Raw genomic sequence first — 20,381 nt, 5'->3', positions numbered from 1 at the left:
AGCATTTCGTTGACGGTTACTCACGGGGGAATCAATTGCGCGCTATGTGGAAACGAATATCGCTCGTCGCGGCGTTGACGGTACCGATCATGGCTGGACCCGCGGCACCACCGGCGGCTGCCGCGGTGGCACCGCAGGGCGTGGTACGGGTACTGGACTTCAACCTCTGCGGCGGTTACATCGACGGCTGCCGGCCGGAGGAGGCGGCGAACGACTGGGCTGACCGGATCGCCGGTCAGGTGACCTCCTGGGACACCGACGTCGCGACCTTCCAGGAGGTGTGCGACGGGCAACGGCAGCTGCTGAAGAACCGGCTGCCCGGATACCGAGTGGCGTGGTGGCCGGGGCGAACGAACCACTACGGGTGCGGCAAGTGGCTGGTACCGGGGGTGACCGGCAACCAGGACTTCGGCATCGCGATCTTCGTGCGGGCGACGGCGCTAACCGCGTACGACCCGATGCGGTTCACGCCGCTCTGGGACCAGAGCCGGACCAGTTCGGCGGCGGACGCGGGCCGGGACAGCCTGCTCTGCGCGGGCGCGAACGTCGACCAGCGGGACGCACTGTTCTGCACGGTCCACCTGAACTCCAACCTGCTCGACCACGGCATCCCGGAGGCCGTGACCCGGATGCACACCCTGGCGAACGGGCGACCGGTGATCCTCGCGGGCGACTTCAACGCGGACGCGACGGACCCGCTGCTCGATCCGCTCTACGGTGGGGCGGCCGGCACCGGCGCCTTCCGCGAGGTGGACGACGCCGACCAGGGCTACTTCACGTCGTCCTGCCGGCACCGTGCCGCCTGCCGCAGCGGGGAGCCGACCACGGAGGCCGGCACCGGACAGCCACCGCGCAAGTTCGACTACATGTTCGGCTCCGCCGGCCAGGTCCGCTGGGTCGGCGGCGACACCGTGGCGCCGGGCCTGAGCCGGCCCGACCACCGGATCCTGCGGGGCGAGGCGACCTGGGCCACCGACACCACCGCACCGGCCACACCGGTGGTCGACACCGCTGCCGTGCAGCGGGAACCGGACGCAGCGACCTGGATCGGCGCCGTCGACATGGTCTCCGGCCGGTTCACCGCGGACCGGATCGACGATCTGATCGTCCGCTGGTGGAACGGGGCGGTGGACCTTTATCCCGGGCGGGCCGACGGCACTCTGGACACCCCGAGAGTGATCCGCAGCTCCCGGGACGGCGGCTGGATCGACGCCACCGACATCGCGGCCGGCGACTTCACCGGCGACGGTTGGGACGACCTCGCCGTCCGGTGGAGCCGCAACAGCCTCTTCATCTACGACGGCACGGCGGAGGGCATCGGCGGAAGCCGGTCGGTCCTGCCGGTGTGGAGCCTCGACGGCGTCGCCGAGATGATCGCCGGTGACGTGGACGGCGACCTGTCCGACAAGCGCGACTCGGTGGTGATCCGACGTGCGAACGGTTCCCTGGGAGCTTTCAAGGTCAACGGTACGACGGTCGGCCCGACCAGGGAGCTGCTGCCCGCGGACGCCCTCTCGGACACCCGGCACATTGCACTCGGTGACGCGTACGGACCGGGGCGCGGGACCACCGACGGCCACGACGACCTGTTCCTGCGGCTCAACAGCGGCAGCCTGTACGCCTTCGCCGGCAGCGCATCCGGCTTCACCGGCGCGGCCTGGCAGCACCTGCACAGCGCCCTGTCGGATGGTCGGAACCCGATCGCCGGCACTGTCCTCGGCGACTTCGACGGGGACGGACGTGACGACCTGATCGTCCGCAGCCGACGCCGGCCAGCCGACGACAACGCGGGCATTCCCAGCGACGACGGCCGGCTGCACCGCTTTGACCTGCGCGCCGATGCGGTCGCCGAGCAGACTCCGCTGGCACCGGCCCGGTTCGGCTGGTCCGACGTCACGCACTTCGTGGTCGGCGCCTTCGCCTCCCCCGGATCGTCGACCGAACTACGCCGATGGAGCAGTGGCTCGATCACCGGCGTGCAGGCGCACGATGCGGCGGGCCAGGCCAGTTATATGAGATGGGACGGCGTACGGGATCTGGCCGTGGCGAATCTGGTCGGCGACACACGTGACGACGTCGTCATCCGGCAGGGCAGCGGGCGCGTCGCAGTGGTGGCGACACCGTTCGCGGCCGGCGACTCTGCGGCCACGCCCGGTACCACGGTGACCGCACCGGTCGCCGGTTGGTGCCCGGGCTCGGACCTGGCCGAGGTCGCGGCGGGCGATGTTGTCGGCGACGACCGCGACGACCTGGTGGTCCGCTGCGCCGACGGCGCCGTCCGAGGCTATCCGGTGAGTGCCGGACTGGTGGCCGGCGACCCGGTCACGGTCCGTGCGGCGGGTGCGACCGGCGTGCTCGGTGTCTACGTCGACCGGGTCGACGGCCGGCGGGCCGTGATCCTTCGGACGGCTGACGGGGCTGCCACGGCCGCGGCCGAGACCGAGCCCGGACGGTACGCCGCACCGGTACCGCACGTGCCGGCCGGCACCTGGGCCGGGTCCACCGACGTGGTCCGCGATGATGCGACCGGCTCGATCTACGCACTGTGGACCACCGGCGGCGTGACCCGCTATCCGGCGGGCGCAGCTCCGGCACCGTCGGCCACGGTCATCGTCCGGTCGTACGACGAGGCCGGCGTGGACCACTACCGATACCGGATCGACGGCCCGGTGACCGGCGACGCCGGCTGGGTCGACTCGCGCCAGGGGCGGGGCGTGGTCCCGCTCACCGGCGTCTCCCCCGGTTCGCACGTGCTGCGGGTGACCGCCGTCGACCAGGCCGGCAACGCCTCGGCCGAGCTGACCTATCCGGTGGTCGTACCCGCGGCCTGAGGTGACAGCGGCGCGGGCGCCACAGTCCCGCGCCGCTGCACTCGACGACGACCTCCAGGGGTACGTCCTCCCGGATCTGAGGCCACCGTACGGACGCAGTCGCCGGCGGCGCTCGAACTCTCCCGGAGCAAGGACACCGCTCTACTACAGCGGAACGTGCAGATCTGTACCGTCGGGTTGGCGAGCAATCCGCAACAATCCTGCGACACTGACGGTGATCTCAGCAAGGGGAATGGGCACGGCCTGATCGACACGGGCATACCGGGCAGAACAGGCGGTGCTGGATATAGGCGTGGAGCCATCGATAGACATGTTCTTGCGACAGAGACAGGTCTTCGAGAGGGCTCCACGTGATCGCTTATCTTGCCAGGCTCGACGTGCCCAGGGAACTCGTGCGTCACCTCGCGCGGCTGCTGGCCACGCAGCGCCGCCTTCTCGGCACACGCCGCCGGACAAGGGCCTTGACCTGCCACTACCAGGCGTTGATGGTCCTGGCCTGGTTCCGAAAGGCCGAGGACACCGCCCTACTCGGTGCCGGGTTCGGGATCTCCCGGGCGACCGCGTACCGCTACATCGCCGAGGGCATCGCGGTCCTGGCCGCCCAGCGACCCGACCTACACGACGCCCTGCGCCGCGCCGCCGACGACGGCTGGGCGTTCGTGATCCTGGACGGGAAACTGTTCGACTGCGACCGGCTGGCCGAGACCACCACGAGCGTCAAAGGCAAGACGATCGACGCCTGGTACTCGGGCAAGCACCGCGACTTCGGCGCGAACATTCAGGCGGTCATGCGCCCGGACGGCCTTCCGATCTGGACGGCCGACGCTTTGCCAGGCCATCTGCACGACCTGAGTTGCGCTCGGGAACTCGGCGTCACCGCCGCCCTGAACTGGGCGGCCGCCGAGCTCGACCTGCCCGCGTTGGCTGACGCCGGCTACAAAGGCGCAGGTCACGGCATCAAAGCTCCGACCCGGCAACCCTCCGACGGTAAACCCCTCGCCGTCGCCAACCGCACCGTGAACCGGCTACTGCGTGGCCTGCGCCGGCAGGGCGAACGTGGCTTCGCACTGCTGACCGGCCGCTGGAGAACGCTGCGGCACAGCACCATCAGCCCGACAAGAATCGGCGACGTCGTCGCGGCCGCACTCCACCTCACGCACTTCGAATACCGATACCTACCCGAAGCTCTCTGAGATCACCTCACTGGCCCAGTGGTCACCAACATACGAAGAAGGCCGGTCCGTTGATTCGGACCGACCTTCTGACCTCGGCTCATGCCTTGTCGGGCTGACAGGATTTGAACCTGCGACCCCTTGACCCCCAGCACCTGAAAGACCCAGCGACGTGCTCGATAACGTTTTCCCAGGTCACCGATAAGCAAACCAGGGGCGAGTTAAGGTGTCGCCACCAACCACCCCTCGAAGATCCACCTCCCGGGCTCCCTAACAGCACTTTTGTGACGTCGATTCCCTCAGAAGCCTTCTCGCGGGCGTTTACCGGCGCTTTGCAGAAGCCTCGATGGGCCGATCCGGACCAACGAGCGGCATGCTAACCCCAACATCGACCTGCCCCCTTGACTCGGAAACGAGAAGCGCATCCCTCCCCCGCCGCCAACCAAAGACGAAATACAAATCAAGCCCGCATTCCGAAATGGCGTATCGCCATTTGAACACCACCGGTCAGCCTCACGACGCCTCCTTGTCTTCAGCACGTGCATCCTCGGCAGGCGCCGAGGATGGAACCGCACTGGAGTCAATGCTGTTGTTCGGACACTCGATCGGTGCGACCAGTTCGGCGAGCCGGTCGCCGGCTTGCCGGCGCCGGGATGCGCTGACCTTTGCGTAGTAGCGCATCAGTGTGGCCGGGTCATGGCCGAGCCTTTCGGCGACCTCGTGGATGCCGTAGCCGGTGTCGAGCAGATTCGACGCGAGCATGTGCCGAATCTGATGCGGGGCCAGCGGCCTGACCTTCGCGGCGACGGCGAGCTGGTTGAACCGGTCAGAGGTCCGTAGCAAGGTCGTCGAGGGCACGGGCGGCCTGACGCCGCCACACCGCGTGCTGGCCCCAGGTGATCCGTGGGTAGTCGGCGAAGGCCGCCCACCCGTCATCCTTCTCCGACACCGGAGTATCACCGAAGTGCTGGACGTCGTCGTAGGCGAAATCGGCGTGCAGGTTTGCGACTGCCCATAGGATCGCCGCCGACCGGGGTGTCATCTGAAAGCCGGAGCAATCGTCGCAGTCGTCCGCCCCGCAGTGACAGACGGGAAACAGGGCGGCGAAAGTCCGGCACTCCTTCAGCACCGGCATCGACTGCGCCCTCGTCGTCGACCGACGTTGTCGAGCCGACCACCTCGGTCCCCGCAGCGTCCTCGACGATCGCATCAGCGTTTGTTCTTACTCCTCGTCGTCGGAGGCATCCTCGACCCCCTCGCTGATTGCGGCGGGGCCCGGGTACCAAACCGCGGGGATCATTGAGTCGTTGCAGTACCCGAATGTGATGGTGTAGATGCTGTTCCAGTCAGTTCGGTCCGATGGGGCAGGCAGGCTGGTGTCTGCGATGAGGGGTTGCAATACGGTGGCCCGCGAGAGTTCGAGCGGGCGATGCCGTCGGCCGAGTCCGTCGGCGGTCGCGGACTCGCCATCGTGGAACGCGTCTGCGACGCGGTCCACACCATGACGATGCCCGATGGCGCCTTGGCACGCTGATCTGCCTCAACCTATAACTAGTACCCGTAAAGGTCGGAAGCGAGTGCGAAAGCGACGAGGCAGCCGATGTCGAGCATCACGTTGCCGGGGCTCAGTGGAAGGCATTTCGACCTTGCGTCACCATGCTGGGCGATGAGTGCCGGGTAGGGTGAACCACCGGAGAAGGGCCATCGCAGCGCTGAGGAGAAGCGCGCTGCCGCCGATCACAAGCCCCGACAACCTCGACCGCATACACCACCGCCTCGACGGCGGAGCTCCACGGTCCTACCTTGCGAGATTCCCGGGCGTGGAGCCAGGACGCGAGTGAGGGCATCGCACCGGCCTACGAACGGGCACTGCCGGCACACCCACCTTTCTATCGGGCCCGGCCCGACTGTTCAGAACGGTGTGCTCGCGCGGGCGGGTTCGGCGCCGGCAGCCGTGTCGCGGGTGTCGCCGTGGTTGCCGTGCCAGTCGAGGATCAGCAGGCAGGCATCATCGGGCAAGGTAGGGCCGGCGACGTCGAGGACGAGGTCGGCGAGGACTCGGACGACTTCCCGCGGGTGCAGTGCGCTCAGGTCCTGAACGCGGGCGGACAAGTCGACGGCTGCCGCGCCGCGTTCGAGCATGCCGTCGGTGACCATCACGAGCCGATCCCCGGGCTGCAGCGCGAGCTGTGTCAGCTCGTAGGGGCGATGTCGTAGCACTCCGAAGGGCCGATTGGCCGGAAGCTGCACGGACCCGGCAGCCGCGCCGCGGACCAGCAGCGGCGGGGGATGACCGGCGTTGACCACGGCGAGGATGCCGGTACGCAGGTCGAGGCGGCCGAGCATGCCGGTGGCGAACGTCGGCCCGCCCGGCGCATTGTCGAGCAGTGCCAGGTTCGCGGCATCCGCCTGCTCGAGAAGGCTGCCGCCGGCGCGACGGGTATTGCGGAGGCTGCCCACGCACAGCGTCGCGGTGAGCGCACTCTGCACGCCGTGGCCGACCGCGTCGGTGATGCTCAGATGCAACTGGTCACGGGCGACGCTGTAGTCGAAGGTGTCCCCGCCGATGCTGGCCGCGGGCTCCAGCCACGCGGCCAGGGTGAACGAGTCTGCCTCGCAGACGAACGACGCGGGCAGCAGCCGCCGCTGGATCCGCGGCGAGGGTGAACGGGGTGGTGCGCTGCCCCCACTCGAACAGGTCGGTGTGGCGGCGATTGGCGATCACCACGAACGCCAGGGTGTGCGCGACCCGCGCCACCGCACGTACGACCGCTTCGGTGGGTGCGGCGGGCAGGGCGAGCTCGAGCAGGCCGATGACTTCGCCGCGCTGAGTGACCGGCGCCCTCATCACGAACCGGCCGTCACCTTCGTCGACCAGCACGCGCTGGCTGCGCAGCGCCTGCTCTCGGGGACCGGCGTCGAACGGCAGCACCATCGCGACGTCCTGGTCCTGCTGACGGCCGTCGGACACGGCACCGAACGGCACGTGCGAGAGCCGGACCAGAGCGCGGCCGCTCATGTCCGCGATCAGGAAGGACACCCACAACGCGCCGACCTCGATGCCGATACGGCGGGTCACCGCCTCGACAGCCTCGACCGGAGCGGCCTTCTCCACCTGGAGCAGTACGTCACTCAAATCCGTATCGCCGGTCACACTGTCGGTCACGCTCCGCAGCATAAGGCCACCGGTAGAGGGGACAGGCCCAGCCTCATAGGGGGTGTGGTGCCCTGAAGATCTCGGCGGTATTCAGCCGCGTGGAGTGTGCCGCGCCGGCTGCGGACATATGCCTGCCCAGACGCATCATCAGGTACGGATGGTCGAGGTCGGGCACGGCGCAGGGCTTCGCGTGCCTGGGTGTTCTCGATCGGTGCGCTGAACGGTAGGACCGACATGCCCGGCTGGGTGGCGACCACCCAGCCGGTGGAGAGCGCTTCGCCGGCGTGCAGCCATTCGATGTCTTGATCACCCCCGCCGTGTAGCACGACGAAGGTCGCCGCCCGGTCGTGGTCTCCGGGCCGGGTGGGTAGCCGCAGACGGCCGACGGTGCCCAGGATGCGGCCGGCGCCGGTCCACAGCGCCAGTTGTTCGTGCCATTGCGCCTCTGTTGCTTCGATGTGCTGCGCGTGGGCGGCCGCTAGCGTGAGCGTGAGGACTTCATCCGGGCGCAGGATGTGCACGCTGATGTCGTGTGAGGTGAATGCCCGGCTGAGGGTCCGCAGATCCAGCGGCCCGAGCGGGCTGCCGGTGACGGGGCTCATGTCGGTGTGTCGCTGCCGGATGGCCCGCGCCAGTCTGGCGGTGCCGGCGCTCACGGGGGCGGGTCCGTCGATGCTCAGGTGCGCCACCTGGTGGGTGATGCGGGGGCGGGGGCGGGGGCGGCGGTGGACGGTCACCCGCCAGCCCTGGGCGGCCAGAGTGAGACGGGCGTGGTGCAGGGCTCTCGGGCTGGCCGGACGTATCGGGTGCCGCGTGGCCGCGGTCATCGGATCGCCTGACGGCGCAGCGATGCGAGTCTGCTACCGGCCAGATGGCCGCCCTCGTCTTCCCACGCATCCTCGGCTGCGGCGACCGGTGATGCGCTGAGTGTCAGGGGGATGTGCTGGGCGCGAATGAGGTTGGTGGCGGTGGCAGCGACGATCATCGCGGCGCCCGCTGCGGCGGCCGTGGTGTCTGGGGGGACGACCAACAGGTCAACGCGCGAACGGTTGGCGCAGATTGCGGTGAGCAGCCTGAGAGGCTGGCTGGTGAAGTAGCCCAGGCGCAGGATGCGGCCGGCAACAGCCAGACGCACAGGGTGGGTGTCCCAGCCGTCGGCGCTGAGGATCAGCCGGGTGACGGGTCCACGGAGGGTGTCGATGGCCAGCACGAGGCCGGGCAGTTCGGTGACGGGGTCGGTCGAACGCGGCCACCAGCCGCCGTCCAGCAGGGTACGACTCGAGCCGGTGGGTTCCAGCCGCAGTCGTGGGGACGGTGACAATGAGGCGAGTGGCATGCGGTCGCGGGGTGCCGTGGATGTTGTCATGGCAGGGCCTCTCCGCCCGCCGCCGGTGTCACGAGCCGAAGCCGGCGGCGGGCCGGGGAATGAGCGTGCTGGGTTCGATCAGGCCGGTCAGTTGCCGTGGCCGCGGCGGTACAGGTGGCGCAGTTGGGCGATGCGGGCGGTGCCGATCACGACGGCCAGGATCGTCGCGCCGACGGCCGCGATCAGCAGTGCCAGGGCGAGTGGCAGGCTGGTGTGGGTCCACAGGAAGGTGACTTCGACGCTGCGGGTGTTCTGCGCCATGAAGATGATGAGCACCACGCACAGCAACGCGGCGGAGCAGACGGCGAACCAGGCGGTGCCGGTGCGGGTCTGAGGTACCCGGTTACCGGCCGCCGAGGCTGGCGACGTGGTCGGCGAGCCGGAGACATCGTCCGCTGCTGAGGCGGTTCGCGGGCGGTGGCGATTGCTGGACACAACAGCCCCCTCGGGGGAGAGCCGGTGTGGCGGGCACCTCGAAGGTGGGATGTCGTCGATTCCGGGATGATTCCATCCTACGCCTGTTCGGTTCGACGAAGACGACTCTCCGGTGCCGACTTGGTTCTTCCTGCCGGGCGGCGGTGATTCATCCGGAAGCCGGTCGGCGTTGCTGTCGGCGGGTGTCAGCAAGGCGGCGGGCGAGACTGCGGGACGGTCGACTCCGACCCGCCCTGAGTGGCGTATTCGTGCAGCCGCTGAGGCTGCTGATGTCGCGTGCCCCAGTGACGCAGGAGCACGGGCGACGGCACAGTTCAGACTGGCCAGAGGTCGTCGATCGGCCGGTCCAGCAGGTCGGCCAGCTCGTGTTCCGCGCGGGAGTGTCCCGGCTCGTGGTGAGCCCGGCCGGTGGGGACCCGGCACGAGTCCGCGATCCGCCGCTCCAGGATGCGACCGATCCACTGTTTGACATCGGCATCCGCGTCGCTGCGGCGGCCGGCGAGCCACCACACTTCAACGTAGGTGGCGGCGAGAATCGCGGTCCGCTGCCGGGGCTCGGTAAGACGTGCCGTGAGGTCGGCGGCGAGGATCTCGGCCGTACGGTCGACGAGAGCGGCGAACGCCTGGTGGCTGCCGCGCGAGATCGCCTCCATGTCCGCCGAATCGAGGAGGCTCTCCGCGGTGGGACCCGTGCTGGGCGGAATCGTGGTTGGTGTCATTGGGTCGGCCGCTTTGCGGGCGAAGATTCGCATGGGTGCTCCAGGCTGGTGTCGAGCTGCCGCCGGGGTCTGGAGCGACCTGCTGGTTCGTCGGGTCCGGTGCCGCGCATTCATTGCCTACCGCACCGCCGTGTTCGCTTGATCGAATCCTCACGCCAGACGTCGCGCGCCGCTGGCCGGTGGTAACGCTGTGGTGTGGTGATCCGTCGGCGTGTGCGATCCCGGCGATCAGTTCAGGGTGTGGCGTCTGTCGGTGGGGTCCGCTGCGGCGGTGTCGGCCGAGGCCTGGATGGCGCCGGGCGGGACGATCAGAAGATCGAACCGTTCTGCCCCGAAGTCACTGATCACGGTGACCACACCGGGTGGCTGGGACGTGTACCGGCGGAACCGCATTGGGCGGCTGGGACTCAAGGTGCTCTGGGGCATGACAGTGCCTCCCTTTGGACGGCCTCCACGTCCCTCGCGCGGCGGGTGCGGCATGGACTCGCCGCCGAGGTCGAGAGGCCGGTGCCGGTCCACCGTACCCGCGCTCGGCGGCGGTAGTGCGTACACTTGGGGATGACCGATGGCTCCGTCATCGGTGCCGGCCTCGGCCGGTGCGCGCCCCGCCTACCGGATGCCGCGCCTTTCACCGGACTCGGTGGACCTCGTCCTTGCCTGTTGTCTTCAGGTTGGGCCCCGCGCCTGCGTCGGTCCTGGACGATGGGATCTTGTCATGGCTATATTCGTCCGTCACCCTGAGTTTCTGTCGCCTGCCGAGCGCCTTCGAGCGCGAGAGCTGAGACAACTCGATCACACTTCGTTCGACGGCAGTTGGTGGCCTGACTCGCCCGATCTCGACAGTGAACTGCCTGTTCTGCTGCCCATGCTCGATCACGTCCGTGGACCGGTGCGACAGTTGGTGCTGAGCGCCAGAGACTGGGCAGTCGGCCCGGACCGGGTCGTGCTGGGCCTGCGTACGGTCGCCGTCGACTACTCGCCCGGCCAGTCGCCGTGGACAATGACAGTCGTCTGTGTCGACGGGGGAACCTTCACGATGCGCGTGATCCCGCCCGCCCCGAGTCCCTCAACCTCGGACGGCTCGGACGCGGAGGCCTGGGAGACCGAGGGCGGCGGCCTCGGTCTGCCGCGCTGGCGAGCGGTTCGATGACCCCGGTCCGGGCCGGCGAGCCCCGCCCGGTCAGTCCTCGCCTCGCCAACGAGGCTCTCTACCGGGCCGTCGTCGCGGCCGACCGGGCGCCGTCGCCGCACGACCGGCGGCCCTATCAACTGTTCCGGCCGGGCATATACCTGGCGACCGGCGGCGACCGGCCCCTTGGTCCCTCCACATCGTGGCGCCGTCCGCGAGCCCGGTCCGCTTCCGGAGTGGACCATGGATGACCGGGCGACCATGATTCGGGGTCTCATCGCCGCTCAGCCGGCGCGCGCCGGTGGAGTCGTCGATCACCTGCGGTGTGTCTGCCAGGCCGCGGCAGGAGCGTTGTCGGCCTCCGGGACGGGCATCAGCGTGCTGACCGACGACGGAACCCGCAGCGTGTACGCCGCTTCCGACCCACTCAGCGAGCACGTGGAGGAACTCCAGTTCCTTCTCGGTGAAGGCCCGTGCCTGGAGGCCTTCGACCGCCGCCGACCGGTGCTGATCCCCGATCTCGCCGGCGAGGCGATGACCCGATGGCCCGCATACGCACCGGAGGCCCACGACCGCGGTGTCCGCGCCGTATTCGCGTTTCCGTTGCAGGTCGGCGCGGCCAGGCTCGGTGTCTTCGACGTGTTCCGCGAGCACCCCGGCCGCCTGTCCGACCAGCATCTGGCCGATGCCCTCTGCTTCGCCGATGTTGCGGTCGAGTACTTGCTCGATCGGCAGAGAGACGCCGCCGAAGCGCCGGGCGAACCTGCACCCGACGATGTGACCGAAGCGGTCGGGAACCGGGCGGAGTTGTTCCAGGCCCAAGGCATGGTCATGGTCCAGATCCAGGGCAGCATCACCGACGCCGCGGCCCGCATCCGGGCGTACGCCTACGCCGAAAACCGCAGCCTCGGCCAAGTCGCCCACGACATCGTCGCGGGCGACCTGCGCTTCGAAGCGGACCACTGATGACCGTGCCGCCGCACCGCACAGCAGCCAGGAGGCAACGATGACCACCGTTTCCGCGCAACGGTTGGCGTCGATCTTCGTCGAGGTCGCCGACACCCTCGTCGAGGAGTTCGACCTGATCGACTTCCTACACATGCTCACCGACCGCACCGCGGACCTGGTCGGCGCGTCCGCGGTCGGGCTCATGCTCGCCGACGGCCGCGGCAACCTCGAATTCATGGCCGGATCGAACGAGAACGTCAAGCTGCTGGAGCTGTTCCAACTACAGACCAGAGAGGGCCCGTGCCTGGAGGCCTATCGCACCGGGCAGGCGGTCATCAACGTCGACCTGAGCGCCGCAACCGCCCGGTGGCCCCGGTTCGCGCCACGCGCGACCGCCTCCGGATTCCAGTCCGTGCACGCCTTCCCCCTGAGGCTGCGCAGCCAAATCATCGGAGCATTGAACGTGTTCGGTGACACCAAGGGCGGCGACTTCAGCGGCGCCGACGTACCGATCGTGCAATCCCTCGCGGACATGGCCGCCATCGCCCTGCTGCAAGAGCGTGCCCTACGCCGCGGCGAAGCATTGACCGAGCAACTTCAGGGCGCACTCAACAGCCGGATCGTCATCGAACAGGCCAAGGGCGCTGTCGCCTACGCCAATGGGGTCAGCGTCGACGAGGCATTCACACGGATCCGGAACTACGCCCGCAACCACAACCGCAAACTGACCGACGTGGCACACGCTCTCGTCAACGACCGCAGCACCCCACCGGAGCTTGACTGACCGTTCAGTTCCCTCAGCGGTCGGGCGGAACGCCTGCACGGCGCAGCGGGATGCTGTACGGGCCACGGAGTACCGTAGAGGTGTCAGCCCACCACGCTCAGGACCCCGGCGTTCACTGTGAATCAAGATCCGAGGGCCAGTCATGAGATTCTCGATCCGCGCCTCCTCGCACGCCACCACCCATCCGCGTCACGTGGCCCGGTGGTCCTGATGAGCTACTCCGACGTCATCGACCTGCTGATGAAGCAGCATGACGAGATCCGCCGGCTGTGTGCCGGCGTCGAGCGCTCCCGAGGACCGGAAAGAGCACAGCGGTTCGCGGAGCTTGCCCATCTGGTCCATCTGCACGAACGCGGCGCAAGGACGGTTGTGCATCCAGCGACCCGTAACGGCACCGGCAGCATGGTCGGCGTGGCGCGCATGCTGGAGGGAGAGGCCATCGAGCGGTCCGTCACCACATTGCACGACCTCGGCACGGGCCACCTGGATTTCGAGAACGGGTTCGCAGCCCTGTACCGGGCGATCCTGGACCACGCCACCCGGGAGGAACTGGACGAGTTCCCGATCCTGCGCGTCCAGGTGCCGGTCCAGCGGTTGCACATGATGGCGGGCGAGCTACACGACGTCCAGGTCATGGACGCCGCCTGACTACACGAAATCCTGTGGGCCGCCGGCCCCCTTCGGCGGCCCACAGGATTCCTCTACTCGAGAAAAGCTCGGGACCTGTTTACTGATCTCCGGCCGGCACTCGGCCGGCGTCGGCGAGGGCTGAGCTACGGGGTTCGGTCCGGGCCTCGCGCAGCGGCGCTCCGACGGCGTGCAGGTGCGACCAGCAGGGTCCACCACGAGGAGCCGACCAGGACGAAGGCGGCACAGACACCACAGAGCATGGCGACCACCACGCTCATCCGTATCGCGTAATAGACGGGCCGCCGTATCGCGTAATAGACGGGCCGCCGCTCGAGAAGGCCCGCCTCGGTGATCTGGCGGTTCAGCGCGGCAAAGTCACTGCCGGCAACGCGGGGCCGCTGGGTGACGGTTTCGCTCATATGCAACGACTCCTTTGGTGCCACCGCCCACCATGCAGAAGCAACCATGGGCGTGAACCGGTGTTGAGGCCGCGGAGTCTGGACGGCCGGTCGCCACCGAAAAACCGGTGACGGCGCGACTGTACCCCGGCTGCAGATCCGGTAAACGGCGGAGAGCCGGCAGGCGAGCAAACGTACGTTCACCGTGTCGCTTGAGATCGCGGTGACTGAGGGTTCCCTGATCGTGACGGGTCGCCACCATCGTCGAAACCTCCACTCTTGCACAGGGGTGCGGCGCGGCCGCCCTGGCCGGTGATCGCCGCACGGCGTCTGCCGGATCGGCGTAATCTTGTGGTGATTTCGTGTACGTATGACCGCGTCGGCCGGAGTCATCCGCTGACACTGATTCTGCCGCCTGGACCCCGCGGGTACGACCCGACATCCGCCACCTCGACCGAGTCGGCGTTCCGTAGCAGTCTGTTCCGCCACGCGGAAACTGATGGTCCCGGAGCTGCGGCCGTTCGGGCCCGTCCATGTCGCCCCAGGGCGGACGGGGGAATGTCACCTGCTCACAAAGGACTTTCGTGATGTTCAGTGATTCCATCACCCATCCGACGGACACCCAGGTCAGCATCCACGCCCTCGCCGAGGCGGCCACCATCGGCGGGTACGCCCCGTCGAACTGCAACACACAACCGTGGCGGTGGCGGCTCGCCGCCGACACTCTCGAACTGTGCCTCGCCTCGGAGCGGATCATGCCGGTCACCGACCCGGAAGCGCGTCTGGCGACACTGAGCTGCGGCGCGGACCTGCATCACGCACACGCGGCGTTGCGGGCGCAGGGCTGGGATGCATGGCAGGCGGAGCTCGCTGTGTGGGCGGGCGGCACGCGGCCGCCCGGATCGGGTGTTCCGGACGCGGCGATCCCGGACCGGGCCACGCAGACCACGGTGCCGGGCCGCGACTTCGGCCATTACGGTGACCTGCCGGTCAGCGCCGCACACGACGAGTCAGCGGTGTTCGTCACGCTCTACGGCCCCGGCGACGACCCGATCGACTGGCTCCGCGCCGGTGAGGCCTGCCCTGTCCGCCGGCTGGCTGACCGCCACCATGCGCGGGGCCACCGTGCTGCCGTACAGCGCACCGATCGAGGTCATTGCACGCCGTCAGGCGATTCGGGCGATGATCGCCAGCGTCGGGCACCCCTACCTGTTGCTGCGGCTCGGCCGCGCCGACCCGGCCGCGGACCCCGCGCCGCATGCGCCGCGGCTGGCCGCCGAGCAGACCATCGACCGGGCGTGACAACCGCCGGGCCGGTGATGCGGATCGGGGTCGGACCGCCTGGCCTGCGACTCGCTACCATCCGCCCCTGACATCGCTGAGGTTCCCATGGCTATCGCCGACGAACGAGGGGTTGAGCCGGACCGGATGGATCCGCGGTCCGGAGGTCTGTGGCAGGCCGCAGGCGATCATCTGATGACCCTCATGGCGCAGGCGGCGCAAGCGCCAGCGGCGATGGTTCACCTGCTGGACGGTCGACAGCTGCGTCTGGTCGGCGGGTACGGTCTGCCATCGCAGTGGGCGAGCACACCTCCGGCATCCGTATCGTCGACGCTGAGCGGGTTGGTGATCGCGAGGGGGTCACCCGTGGTTATCAGCGACGTCATCGCTGACGCTCAAGTCCCAGCTGAGGCACCGAAATCGGTGATGGGTGAACGCGCCTACCTGGGACACCCGATCCGTGACGCCGATGGGGCGGTCACGGGGGTGTGCGCGGTGCTGGACCGTCGGCCCAGACCGTGGCAGCCGGAGCATCTGACCGCGGTGGACCACGGGGCGAAGGCGTGCGCGGGTCTAGTGATCGAACAACACTCCACCGTACGGGCGGATGAGACGCGGAGGCTGCTGGTCGCTCTGTTGGAGAGTTTGCAGACCGGTGTGGCCGCGTGCGACGCCGCTGGGCGACTGGTCTTCTCGAACAAGGCGAACCAGGACCTGCACGGCGAGTTACCCCAGGACGTCGACCTGCGGGCATGGACCCGGCAGCGGTTGGCCTCGGCCCCGACGTTGCCTCCCGCCCTTGGACCGCTCCTGCGAGCCCTCGCCGGCGAGCACTTGCGCGACGTCGAAATCATGGTCGAACGCCCGAGGCAGCGACCTTCGACGCTGCTCGCCGACGCACAGCCCATCATCACCGCCGACGGCGCCTCACTGGGCGCCGTGGTCACCATGCAGGATGTGACCCAGCAGCACAGCGCGGCCGTGCTAAAGGACTGCGAGCTGACGATCCGGCGCCTGCTCTCCGGCTCCGATACCAGCCCCGCCGACGGGCTGCTGCGCGACGTCATCACCACCGTCGGGCAGATGCTCGATTGGGCGGCCACCGAGTTCTGGGCCATCGACGAGGTCGGCAACGTGCTGCGCCGACGTCTGTGCTGGACCGATGAGCGGAACCTGTTGCCTTCCGGGTCACCGGACCGGCTCGGCCAGGGGGAGGGCATGCCCGGGCGAGCCTGGCAGACCTCCGAGACGGTCTGGGCGAGAAACCTGAACACCGACGCCGGTTCAGGCGCGCAAACCCTCGACTGGGGCATGCTGCGATCGGCGGTGGCCGTGCCGGTGCCCATCGGATCGGTCACGCGAGGGGTTCTGGTGTGCTATAGCGCGTACACCGAAGATCCTGATGATGTTCGCACCGCTGTCATGACCGGTATCGCTGCCCATATCGGGCAGTTCCTCGAACGCCGCCGCGGCTGGGATCTGACCGCCCAGCTCGGGCACAGCCGCGACGAATACATCGCCCTGGTAGGCCATGAGATTCGCACGCCACTGACCAGCATCCTGTCGTACACGACAATGATGATCGACGATCCGGATCTGCCGGCCGGTGACCGGGCCGAGATGCTGCGGGTGATGCAGCGCAACACCGGCCGCCTGCAGGTCATCATCGCCAAGCTGCTCGACATCGCCGGGATGCAGTCCGGTCACGTAGCAGTGGAATCGCGCCGCATGGACCTGAGCGCCGTCGTGCGGGCCACGGTCGCCACCATCCGCAACCGGTCTGCCGGCCGGGATGTCACCTTCGACATCGACGTACCCGACGAGACGATTCTGTGGGGAGACTCGAGGCGGCTCGCCCAGGTCACCGACGAACTACTCGCCAACGCCCTCGACTGGGCCGACGACGGCACCCGCATCATCGTGGCCGTCTCCACCGACGGGCCCGCCGCCCAGCTCACCGTGTCGAACACCGGCCCCGTCATTCCCACAGCCGAACGCGAACGACTCTTCCAGCGCTTCTTCCGTACCCCGAGCGCCATCAGCAACGCCATCCCCGGAACCGGTCTGGGACTCTCACTGGCCCGCGTCATCGTCGAACAGCACGGCGGAACCATCATCGCCGGCACGGGCGACGAACCACCCGGCACAACGATCACCGTCCGGCTCCCCACGGAGCGGCCCGGCAGGTGACCCGGCGGTTCTCTTTCGGCCGAGCCGTATTCCGCGGCCGGGCGCCGCTACCTCTATCATCGATGCCAGCGGTGACGCTGTCATGCGCCGCCGTCAGCTGCTCAGGACCCCGGCAGTGCGCCCTCTTGCCGCTGTGTACCTGGGAGCTGCCATGATCGTCGACCTTCAACACACCCGTGTGGTGCCGTCGTTCGCACCGCGTCACCATCATCAGAACGACCGGCTCGCCGGTACCGGCGCCTGCACCGCGGCCGCTGCCGTCCGATGAGCGTCATCGACCGTGATGCCTCCGGTGCGCACGCCCAGCCTCCGCACCTTTTCACCACGCCGGGTCCGCGCATCGGCCCACTGGTGACGGTGACTGCGGATTCCGATACCTCCCTGGTGGAGATCGGCGTGCACGGCCGCTGGTCACGGCACCTCGGCGCCGGCGTGTCCGCAGCAATCGGAAGGTGTCTGGCCGAACCACCGGCGGGCATCATCGCCGACCTGTACGACCTCGGTGATCCTGATGCCGCCAGCATGCCGCTGTGGCAGGCCGCACGGCGTGCCGCGAGCGCGGTGCGGCCAACCGTGCAGTTTGCTCTGTGTCTGCCCACCGCCACGGCACTGAACCGCGAGCTCCGACGCACCGATGTGGTGCCGCACCTGTTCATGTTCGCCACCCTGGCCGAAGCCCGAGCGGCGGTCACCCACCGGCTGGCGCCGACTCCACGGCTACAAGCCGACCTGCCACCAGACCTGACGGCCGCCGGCTTGGCCCGCGACCTGGTCACCCGGGCAGGTGACGACTGGAACCTGTCCGAGCCGCTGCTGATGCGAGCCAGGCTGGTGATGTCCGAACTCGTCGTCAACGCCGTCGAGCACGCCGGCACCCGCATCCGCGTCACCCTGTCGCACCGTGCCACCGGTCTGCACCTCTGGGTCAATGACGGCACCACCAGCCTTCCCAGCATGCGATCCACTCAGTCCTTGTCCAGGCCAGAGTTGTTGACGCAGCGGGGCACAGGGCTCGGGGTCGTCCACGCCGGCGCCGACACCTGGGGTGCCATGCCCACCCGCAGCGGCAAGATCGTCTGGGCCGTCATCCGACCCCGTGCCGGCGACTGAACCGCCCCACGACCTGGCCTGCCCGATGATGAGCCGGCTGTACAAGGCTCCTTGCAACTGCTCGTAAGGGTCTCGCCGTGGCCTGGCAGCTCCCCGAGGGTGATGTTCTCGTTCGACCCGGCAACGAACTCCAGCCGGCCTTGCTGGTCGGCGAGCAGCATGCCGACGGCCGGCGCCGCCGTCTGGTCGGCGACTCATTCGGTGATCATGCGCATGTAGTCAAACTTGTCGATCAACGTGTCGGCGATCTCGACGAAGAACATCGCCGGCTTCTGCACGGATACGGTCATCATGCACGCCTCCCGGACGGGCCGGCGGTCACCCCCCACCAATCGCCGATCGATCACCTCCGAGCGCCGTCGTGGGCACGGTGTTGCTCGCCGGATCCCGCTCATCCCTCGCCGTGACAGCGCTCGGCCGCTGATCTCGCCCTTATCCCCCACCTGGAACCGAGCCGCCACACCCGGCGGCCGGCACCAGCTCGAGGGCTTCCAGGGCCGCCTCCCGGCGACACAGTGGCAAGGCCACGGGACCCCATCCGGCCAGAGAACCGAAAGCCGGCCGTTATCGGGGTGGGAAGCTGTTTCGGGATGACGACGGTGGGGCAGGTGGCTTGCTGGACGCAGTGCTGACTGACCGAGCCGAGCAGCATCCCGGAGAAGGCGCCGTGGCCTCGACTGCCGAGGACCATCCGCTCGGCCCCCTGCCGGCAACCAGCAGGACCTGCGCTGCCGGGCCTTCCATGACGCGGGTGGTGATGGGCACGGGGTGGTCGTCACCACCCTGCGCCCGTGCCACCGTTTCGGCCAGGGTCTTCTCCGCGCACTTGCTGATCTGCGCCGGCGACCACGCGCAACGGAGTTTGCCGGCCACCACCTCGCGCAATGCCGGGTCGGTCGCCAACCGCCGGGACTTCGGCCGCTGGCGACGCAGGTGGGCCTGATTGTGGGCGTACCAGGGCTGATAGTGACCGTTGGGCTTCCGGTTGCGGGCGATCTCCCGGTACACGCTTTGGTGGCTCTTGCCGATCCGAGCCGCGATCACCTTGACCCGCTCACCGCGATCGAGGCCGTCGGCGATCTCGATGCGATCGTCCTGGCTGAGATACCGTCCACTGATCGGGGTCTCGACAAAGCTCACGCTGCCAGCATCGATGAACCACACCGACCCGCAACTGAGTGACACGCCCACCTCCGCGGCCGCTCGTGCGCCTCGCATCCCTGTTCTGATCAGCTCGAAGTATCGGCGTTTGACATCCAGCGACATCTTGTTGTGCGCGTATCTGGGCATGCGAACCTCTTCTGATCAAGATTCGCAACGACCGTTAGAACTCAAGAGGCGTACATCGGGGGAACCTGCCACGCGGTGACGGCCTCGACGGTCCCGCCGGTCAGCCTTGCGTACGCGAGCGCCCAGCTCAGCGCCTCCGCCGAGCCGGCGGCGCTGTCGATGCCGACGACGATGCGATGATCCGGCGCTGATTGCTGATCGACCATGTTGAGCTCCTGAGGTGAGGAACCCACCGCTCGGTATGGGGGTTCAGCGACGACGATGTGCGCGGTCCGAGTGGATGGAGCACACCGCCGGGTCTATGTGAGCCAGGGGTTACGCCGCACAAGCGGGGTCGCCGCCCACCGACGGCCGAGGCCCCACGTATTTCCGGCGCCGAGCAGGGCCAGCAGGATCAGCACGGCGGCGTACACGAGGTGGTCGTCCATGAACGGATTGGTGGTCGGCGGCAGCATCGCCGTCCACATCAGGACGGTCGACACGGCTCCGGCACATGCGGCGACACGCATGCCGATCCCGAGCAGGAGCGCTGTGCCGATGCCGAGCAGCGTCGCCATGAACATCGCGTCGACGACGGCGTTGCCGGCGATCGAGTGATAGAGGCCGGCGAACGGGCCGGTCGCGGATTTGCCCAGGAAACCCGCGGTGGGGCTCCCGCCGTCCAGCCATGCGTTCGCGGCCGCGGTACTCCGGCCGAGGCCGAACAGTTTGTCGAGGAAGGCCCAGAGGAAGACCCACCCCAGCGAGATGCGGATGCCGGCCAGAAGATGTCGCGCGGCGGTGGCCGTCCAGCCGGTGACCGAGAGGCTGGCTTCCGGTACGTGAGCCTGGTGCCTCGCAGCCCGTTCCACCTTTTCCGACCTTGCCGGAGCGGTGGCCGGAGCCGGGGTTCCGTGATCGTTGGCGATGTTTAACACCGCACTCACATTCCTTCACATTTG

The 20,381-nt window shown here is 68.5% G+C and carries 23 protein-coding genes; 9 read left to right on the top strand and 14 right to left on the bottom strand.

Annotation, left to right across the window (positions count from 1 at the left end):
* Positions 1–89: 89 nt before the first annotated feature.
* Positions 90–2,831 carry an FG-GAP-like repeat-containing protein gene (locus Q0Z83_RS00285; RefSeq protein WP_317791707.1) on the top strand — a complete coding sequence of 914 codons (2,742 nt, stop codon included), beginning with the start codon at positions 90–92 and terminating at the stop codon, positions 2,829–2,831.
* Between the two features lie 350 nt (positions 2,832–3,181).
* Positions 3,182–4,024, top strand: coding sequence for a transposase family protein (locus Q0Z83_RS00280; protein ID WP_317791706.1), 843 nt, complete (start codon positions 3,182–3,184; stop codon positions 4,022–4,024).
* Positions 4,025–4,516: 492 nt separating this feature from the next.
* On the opposite strand, the gene Q0Z83_RS00275 is transcribed toward Q0Z83_RS00280, so the two are convergent.
* The 9 genes from Q0Z83_RS00275 to Q0Z83_RS00235 all read right to left on the bottom strand — a co-directional run bounded on the left by Q0Z83_RS00275 (position 4,517) and on the right by Q0Z83_RS00235 (position 10,106).
* Complete coding sequence (locus Q0Z83_RS00275) at positions 4,517–4,939, bottom strand: tyrosine-type recombinase/integrase (RefSeq protein ID WP_317791705.1); 423 nt, start codon at positions 4,937–4,939, stop codon at positions 4,517–4,519.
* Positions 4,830–5,138 (bottom strand): hypothetical protein, encoded by a 309-nt coding sequence (locus Q0Z83_RS00270; protein WP_317797414.1) that lies wholly within the window; start codon positions 5,136–5,138, stop codon positions 4,830–4,832. The genes Q0Z83_RS00275 and Q0Z83_RS00270 overlap by 110 nt, the downstream gene beginning before the upstream one ends.
* Before the next feature lie 776 nt (positions 5,139–5,914).
* Entirely contained in the window at positions 5,915–6,529 is a 615-nt protein-coding gene (locus Q0Z83_RS00265) for a PP2C family protein-serine/threonine phosphatase (RefSeq protein WP_317791704.1), read from the bottom strand.
* Between the two features lie 4 nt (positions 6,530–6,533).
* Positions 6,534–7,169 carry a hypothetical protein gene (locus Q0Z83_RS00260; protein WP_317791703.1) on the bottom strand — a complete coding sequence of 212 codons (636 nt, stop codon included), beginning with the start codon at positions 7,167–7,169 and terminating at the stop codon, positions 6,534–6,536.
* Positions 7,166–7,816 (bottom strand): hypothetical protein, encoded by a 651-nt coding sequence (locus tag Q0Z83_RS00255; RefSeq protein ID WP_317791702.1) that lies wholly within the window; start codon positions 7,814–7,816, stop codon positions 7,166–7,168. The genes Q0Z83_RS00260 and Q0Z83_RS00255 overlap by 4 nt, the downstream gene beginning before the upstream one ends.
* A gap of 167 nt (positions 7,817–7,983) precedes the next feature.
* Entirely contained in the window at positions 7,984–8,526 is a 543-nt protein-coding gene (locus tag Q0Z83_RS00250) for a DUF5994 family protein (protein ID WP_317791701.1), read from the bottom strand.
* 87 nt (positions 8,527–8,613) lie between these two features.
* Positions 8,614–8,961, bottom strand: a complete 348-nt coding sequence (locus Q0Z83_RS00245) for a lipopolysaccharide assembly protein LapA domain-containing protein (protein WP_317791700.1) — start codon at positions 8,959–8,961, stop codon at positions 8,614–8,616.
* A 314-nt stretch (positions 8,962–9,275) separates the two neighbouring features.
* A complete protein-coding gene (locus tag Q0Z83_RS00240; RefSeq protein WP_317791699.1) occupies positions 9,276–9,614 on the bottom strand; it encodes a hypothetical protein in 339 nt (112 codons plus the stop codon).
* A 294-nt stretch (positions 9,615–9,908) separates the two neighbouring features.
* A complete protein-coding gene (locus Q0Z83_RS00235) occupies positions 9,909–10,106 on the bottom strand; it encodes a hypothetical protein (RefSeq protein ID WP_317791698.1) in 198 nt (65 codons plus the stop codon).
* Between the two features lie 139 nt (positions 10,107–10,245).
* On the opposite strand from Q0Z83_RS00235, the gene Q0Z83_RS00230 reads away from it, so the two are divergent.
* From Q0Z83_RS00230 to Q0Z83_RS00215, 4 genes are all read left to right on the top strand, one after another.
* A complete protein-coding gene (locus tag Q0Z83_RS00230) occupies positions 10,246–10,830 on the top strand; it encodes a DUF5994 family protein (protein ID WP_317791697.1) in 585 nt (194 codons plus the stop codon).
* 222 nt (positions 10,831–11,052) lie between these two features.
* Positions 11,053–11,775: a GAF domain-containing protein gene (locus Q0Z83_RS00225; RefSeq protein WP_317791696.1), complete on the top strand. Its 723-nt coding sequence runs from the start codon at positions 11,053–11,055 to the stop codon at positions 11,773–11,775.
* Positions 11,776–11,815: 40 nt separating this feature from the next.
* Positions 11,816–12,541, top strand: a complete 726-nt coding sequence (locus Q0Z83_RS00220; protein ID WP_317791695.1) for a GAF and ANTAR domain-containing protein — start codon at positions 11,816–11,818, stop codon at positions 12,539–12,541.
* 210 nt (positions 12,542–12,751) lie between these two features.
* On the top strand, positions 12,752–13,189 hold the full coding sequence (locus tag Q0Z83_RS00215; RefSeq protein WP_317791694.1) for a hemerythrin domain-containing protein: 438 nt from the start codon (positions 12,752–12,754) through the stop codon (positions 13,187–13,189).
* Positions 13,190–13,314: 125 nt separating this feature from the next.
* On the opposite strand, the gene Q0Z83_RS00210 is transcribed toward Q0Z83_RS00215, so the two are convergent.
* On the bottom strand, positions 13,315–13,590 hold the full coding sequence (locus Q0Z83_RS00210) for a hypothetical protein (RefSeq protein ID WP_317791693.1): 276 nt from the start codon (positions 13,588–13,590) through the stop codon (positions 13,315–13,317).
* A gap of 1,050 nt (positions 13,591–14,640) precedes the next feature.
* Between Q0Z83_RS00210 and Q0Z83_RS00205 the strand changes: the two genes are divergently transcribed.
* The 3 genes from Q0Z83_RS00205 (at position 14,641) to Q0Z83_RS00195 (ending at position 18,150) form a co-directional block, all read left to right on the top strand.
* On the top strand, positions 14,641–14,871 hold the full coding sequence (locus Q0Z83_RS00205) for a hypothetical protein (RefSeq protein WP_317791692.1): 231 nt from the start codon (positions 14,641–14,643) through the stop codon (positions 14,869–14,871).
* An 87-nt stretch (positions 14,872–14,958) separates the two neighbouring features.
* A complete protein-coding gene (locus Q0Z83_RS00200; RefSeq protein ID WP_317791691.1) occupies positions 14,959–17,040 on the top strand; it encodes a sensor histidine kinase in 2,082 nt (693 codons plus the stop codon).
* A 264-nt stretch (positions 17,041–17,304) separates the two neighbouring features.
* Positions 17,305–18,150: an ATP-binding protein gene (locus Q0Z83_RS00195; protein WP_317791690.1), complete on the top strand. Its 846-nt coding sequence runs from the start codon at positions 17,305–17,307 to the stop codon at positions 18,148–18,150.
* A 391-nt stretch (positions 18,151–18,541) separates the two neighbouring features.
* Here the strand turns inward: Q0Z83_RS00195 and Q0Z83_RS00190 are convergent, their stop codons facing one another.
* The 4 genes from Q0Z83_RS00190 to Q0Z83_RS00175 all read right to left on the bottom strand — a co-directional run bounded on the left by Q0Z83_RS00190 (position 18,542) and on the right by Q0Z83_RS00175 (position 20,357).
* The gene (locus tag Q0Z83_RS00190; protein ID WP_317791689.1) at positions 18,542–18,802 is read right to left on the bottom strand and encodes a hypothetical protein; all 261 of its coding nucleotides are present in this window, start codon (positions 18,800–18,802) and stop codon (positions 18,542–18,544) included.
* Positions 18,715–19,440 (bottom strand): helix-turn-helix domain-containing protein, encoded by a 726-nt coding sequence (locus Q0Z83_RS00185; protein WP_317791688.1) that lies wholly within the window; start codon positions 19,438–19,440, stop codon positions 18,715–18,717. The genes Q0Z83_RS00190 and Q0Z83_RS00185 overlap by 88 nt, the downstream gene beginning before the upstream one ends.
* Positions 19,441–19,481: 41 nt before the next feature.
* Complete coding sequence (locus tag Q0Z83_RS00180; protein WP_317791687.1) at positions 19,482–19,646, bottom strand: universal stress protein; 165 nt, start codon at positions 19,644–19,646, stop codon at positions 19,482–19,484.
* A gap of 93 nt (positions 19,647–19,739) precedes the next feature.
* Positions 19,740–20,357, bottom strand: coding sequence for a hypothetical protein (locus Q0Z83_RS00175; protein ID WP_317791686.1), 618 nt, complete (start codon positions 20,355–20,357; stop codon positions 19,740–19,742).
* Positions 20,358–20,381 lie beyond the last annotated feature (24 nt).

Origin of the sequence: Actinoplanes sichuanensis (assembly GCF_033097365.1) — a bacterium.
Classification (GTDB): Bacteria; Actinomycetota; Actinomycetes; order Mycobacteriales; family Micromonosporaceae; genus Actinoplanes; species Actinoplanes sichuanensis.
Note: the sequence above shows the minus strand (reverse complement) of the source record. Positions and strands in the feature narration are given on the sequence as shown.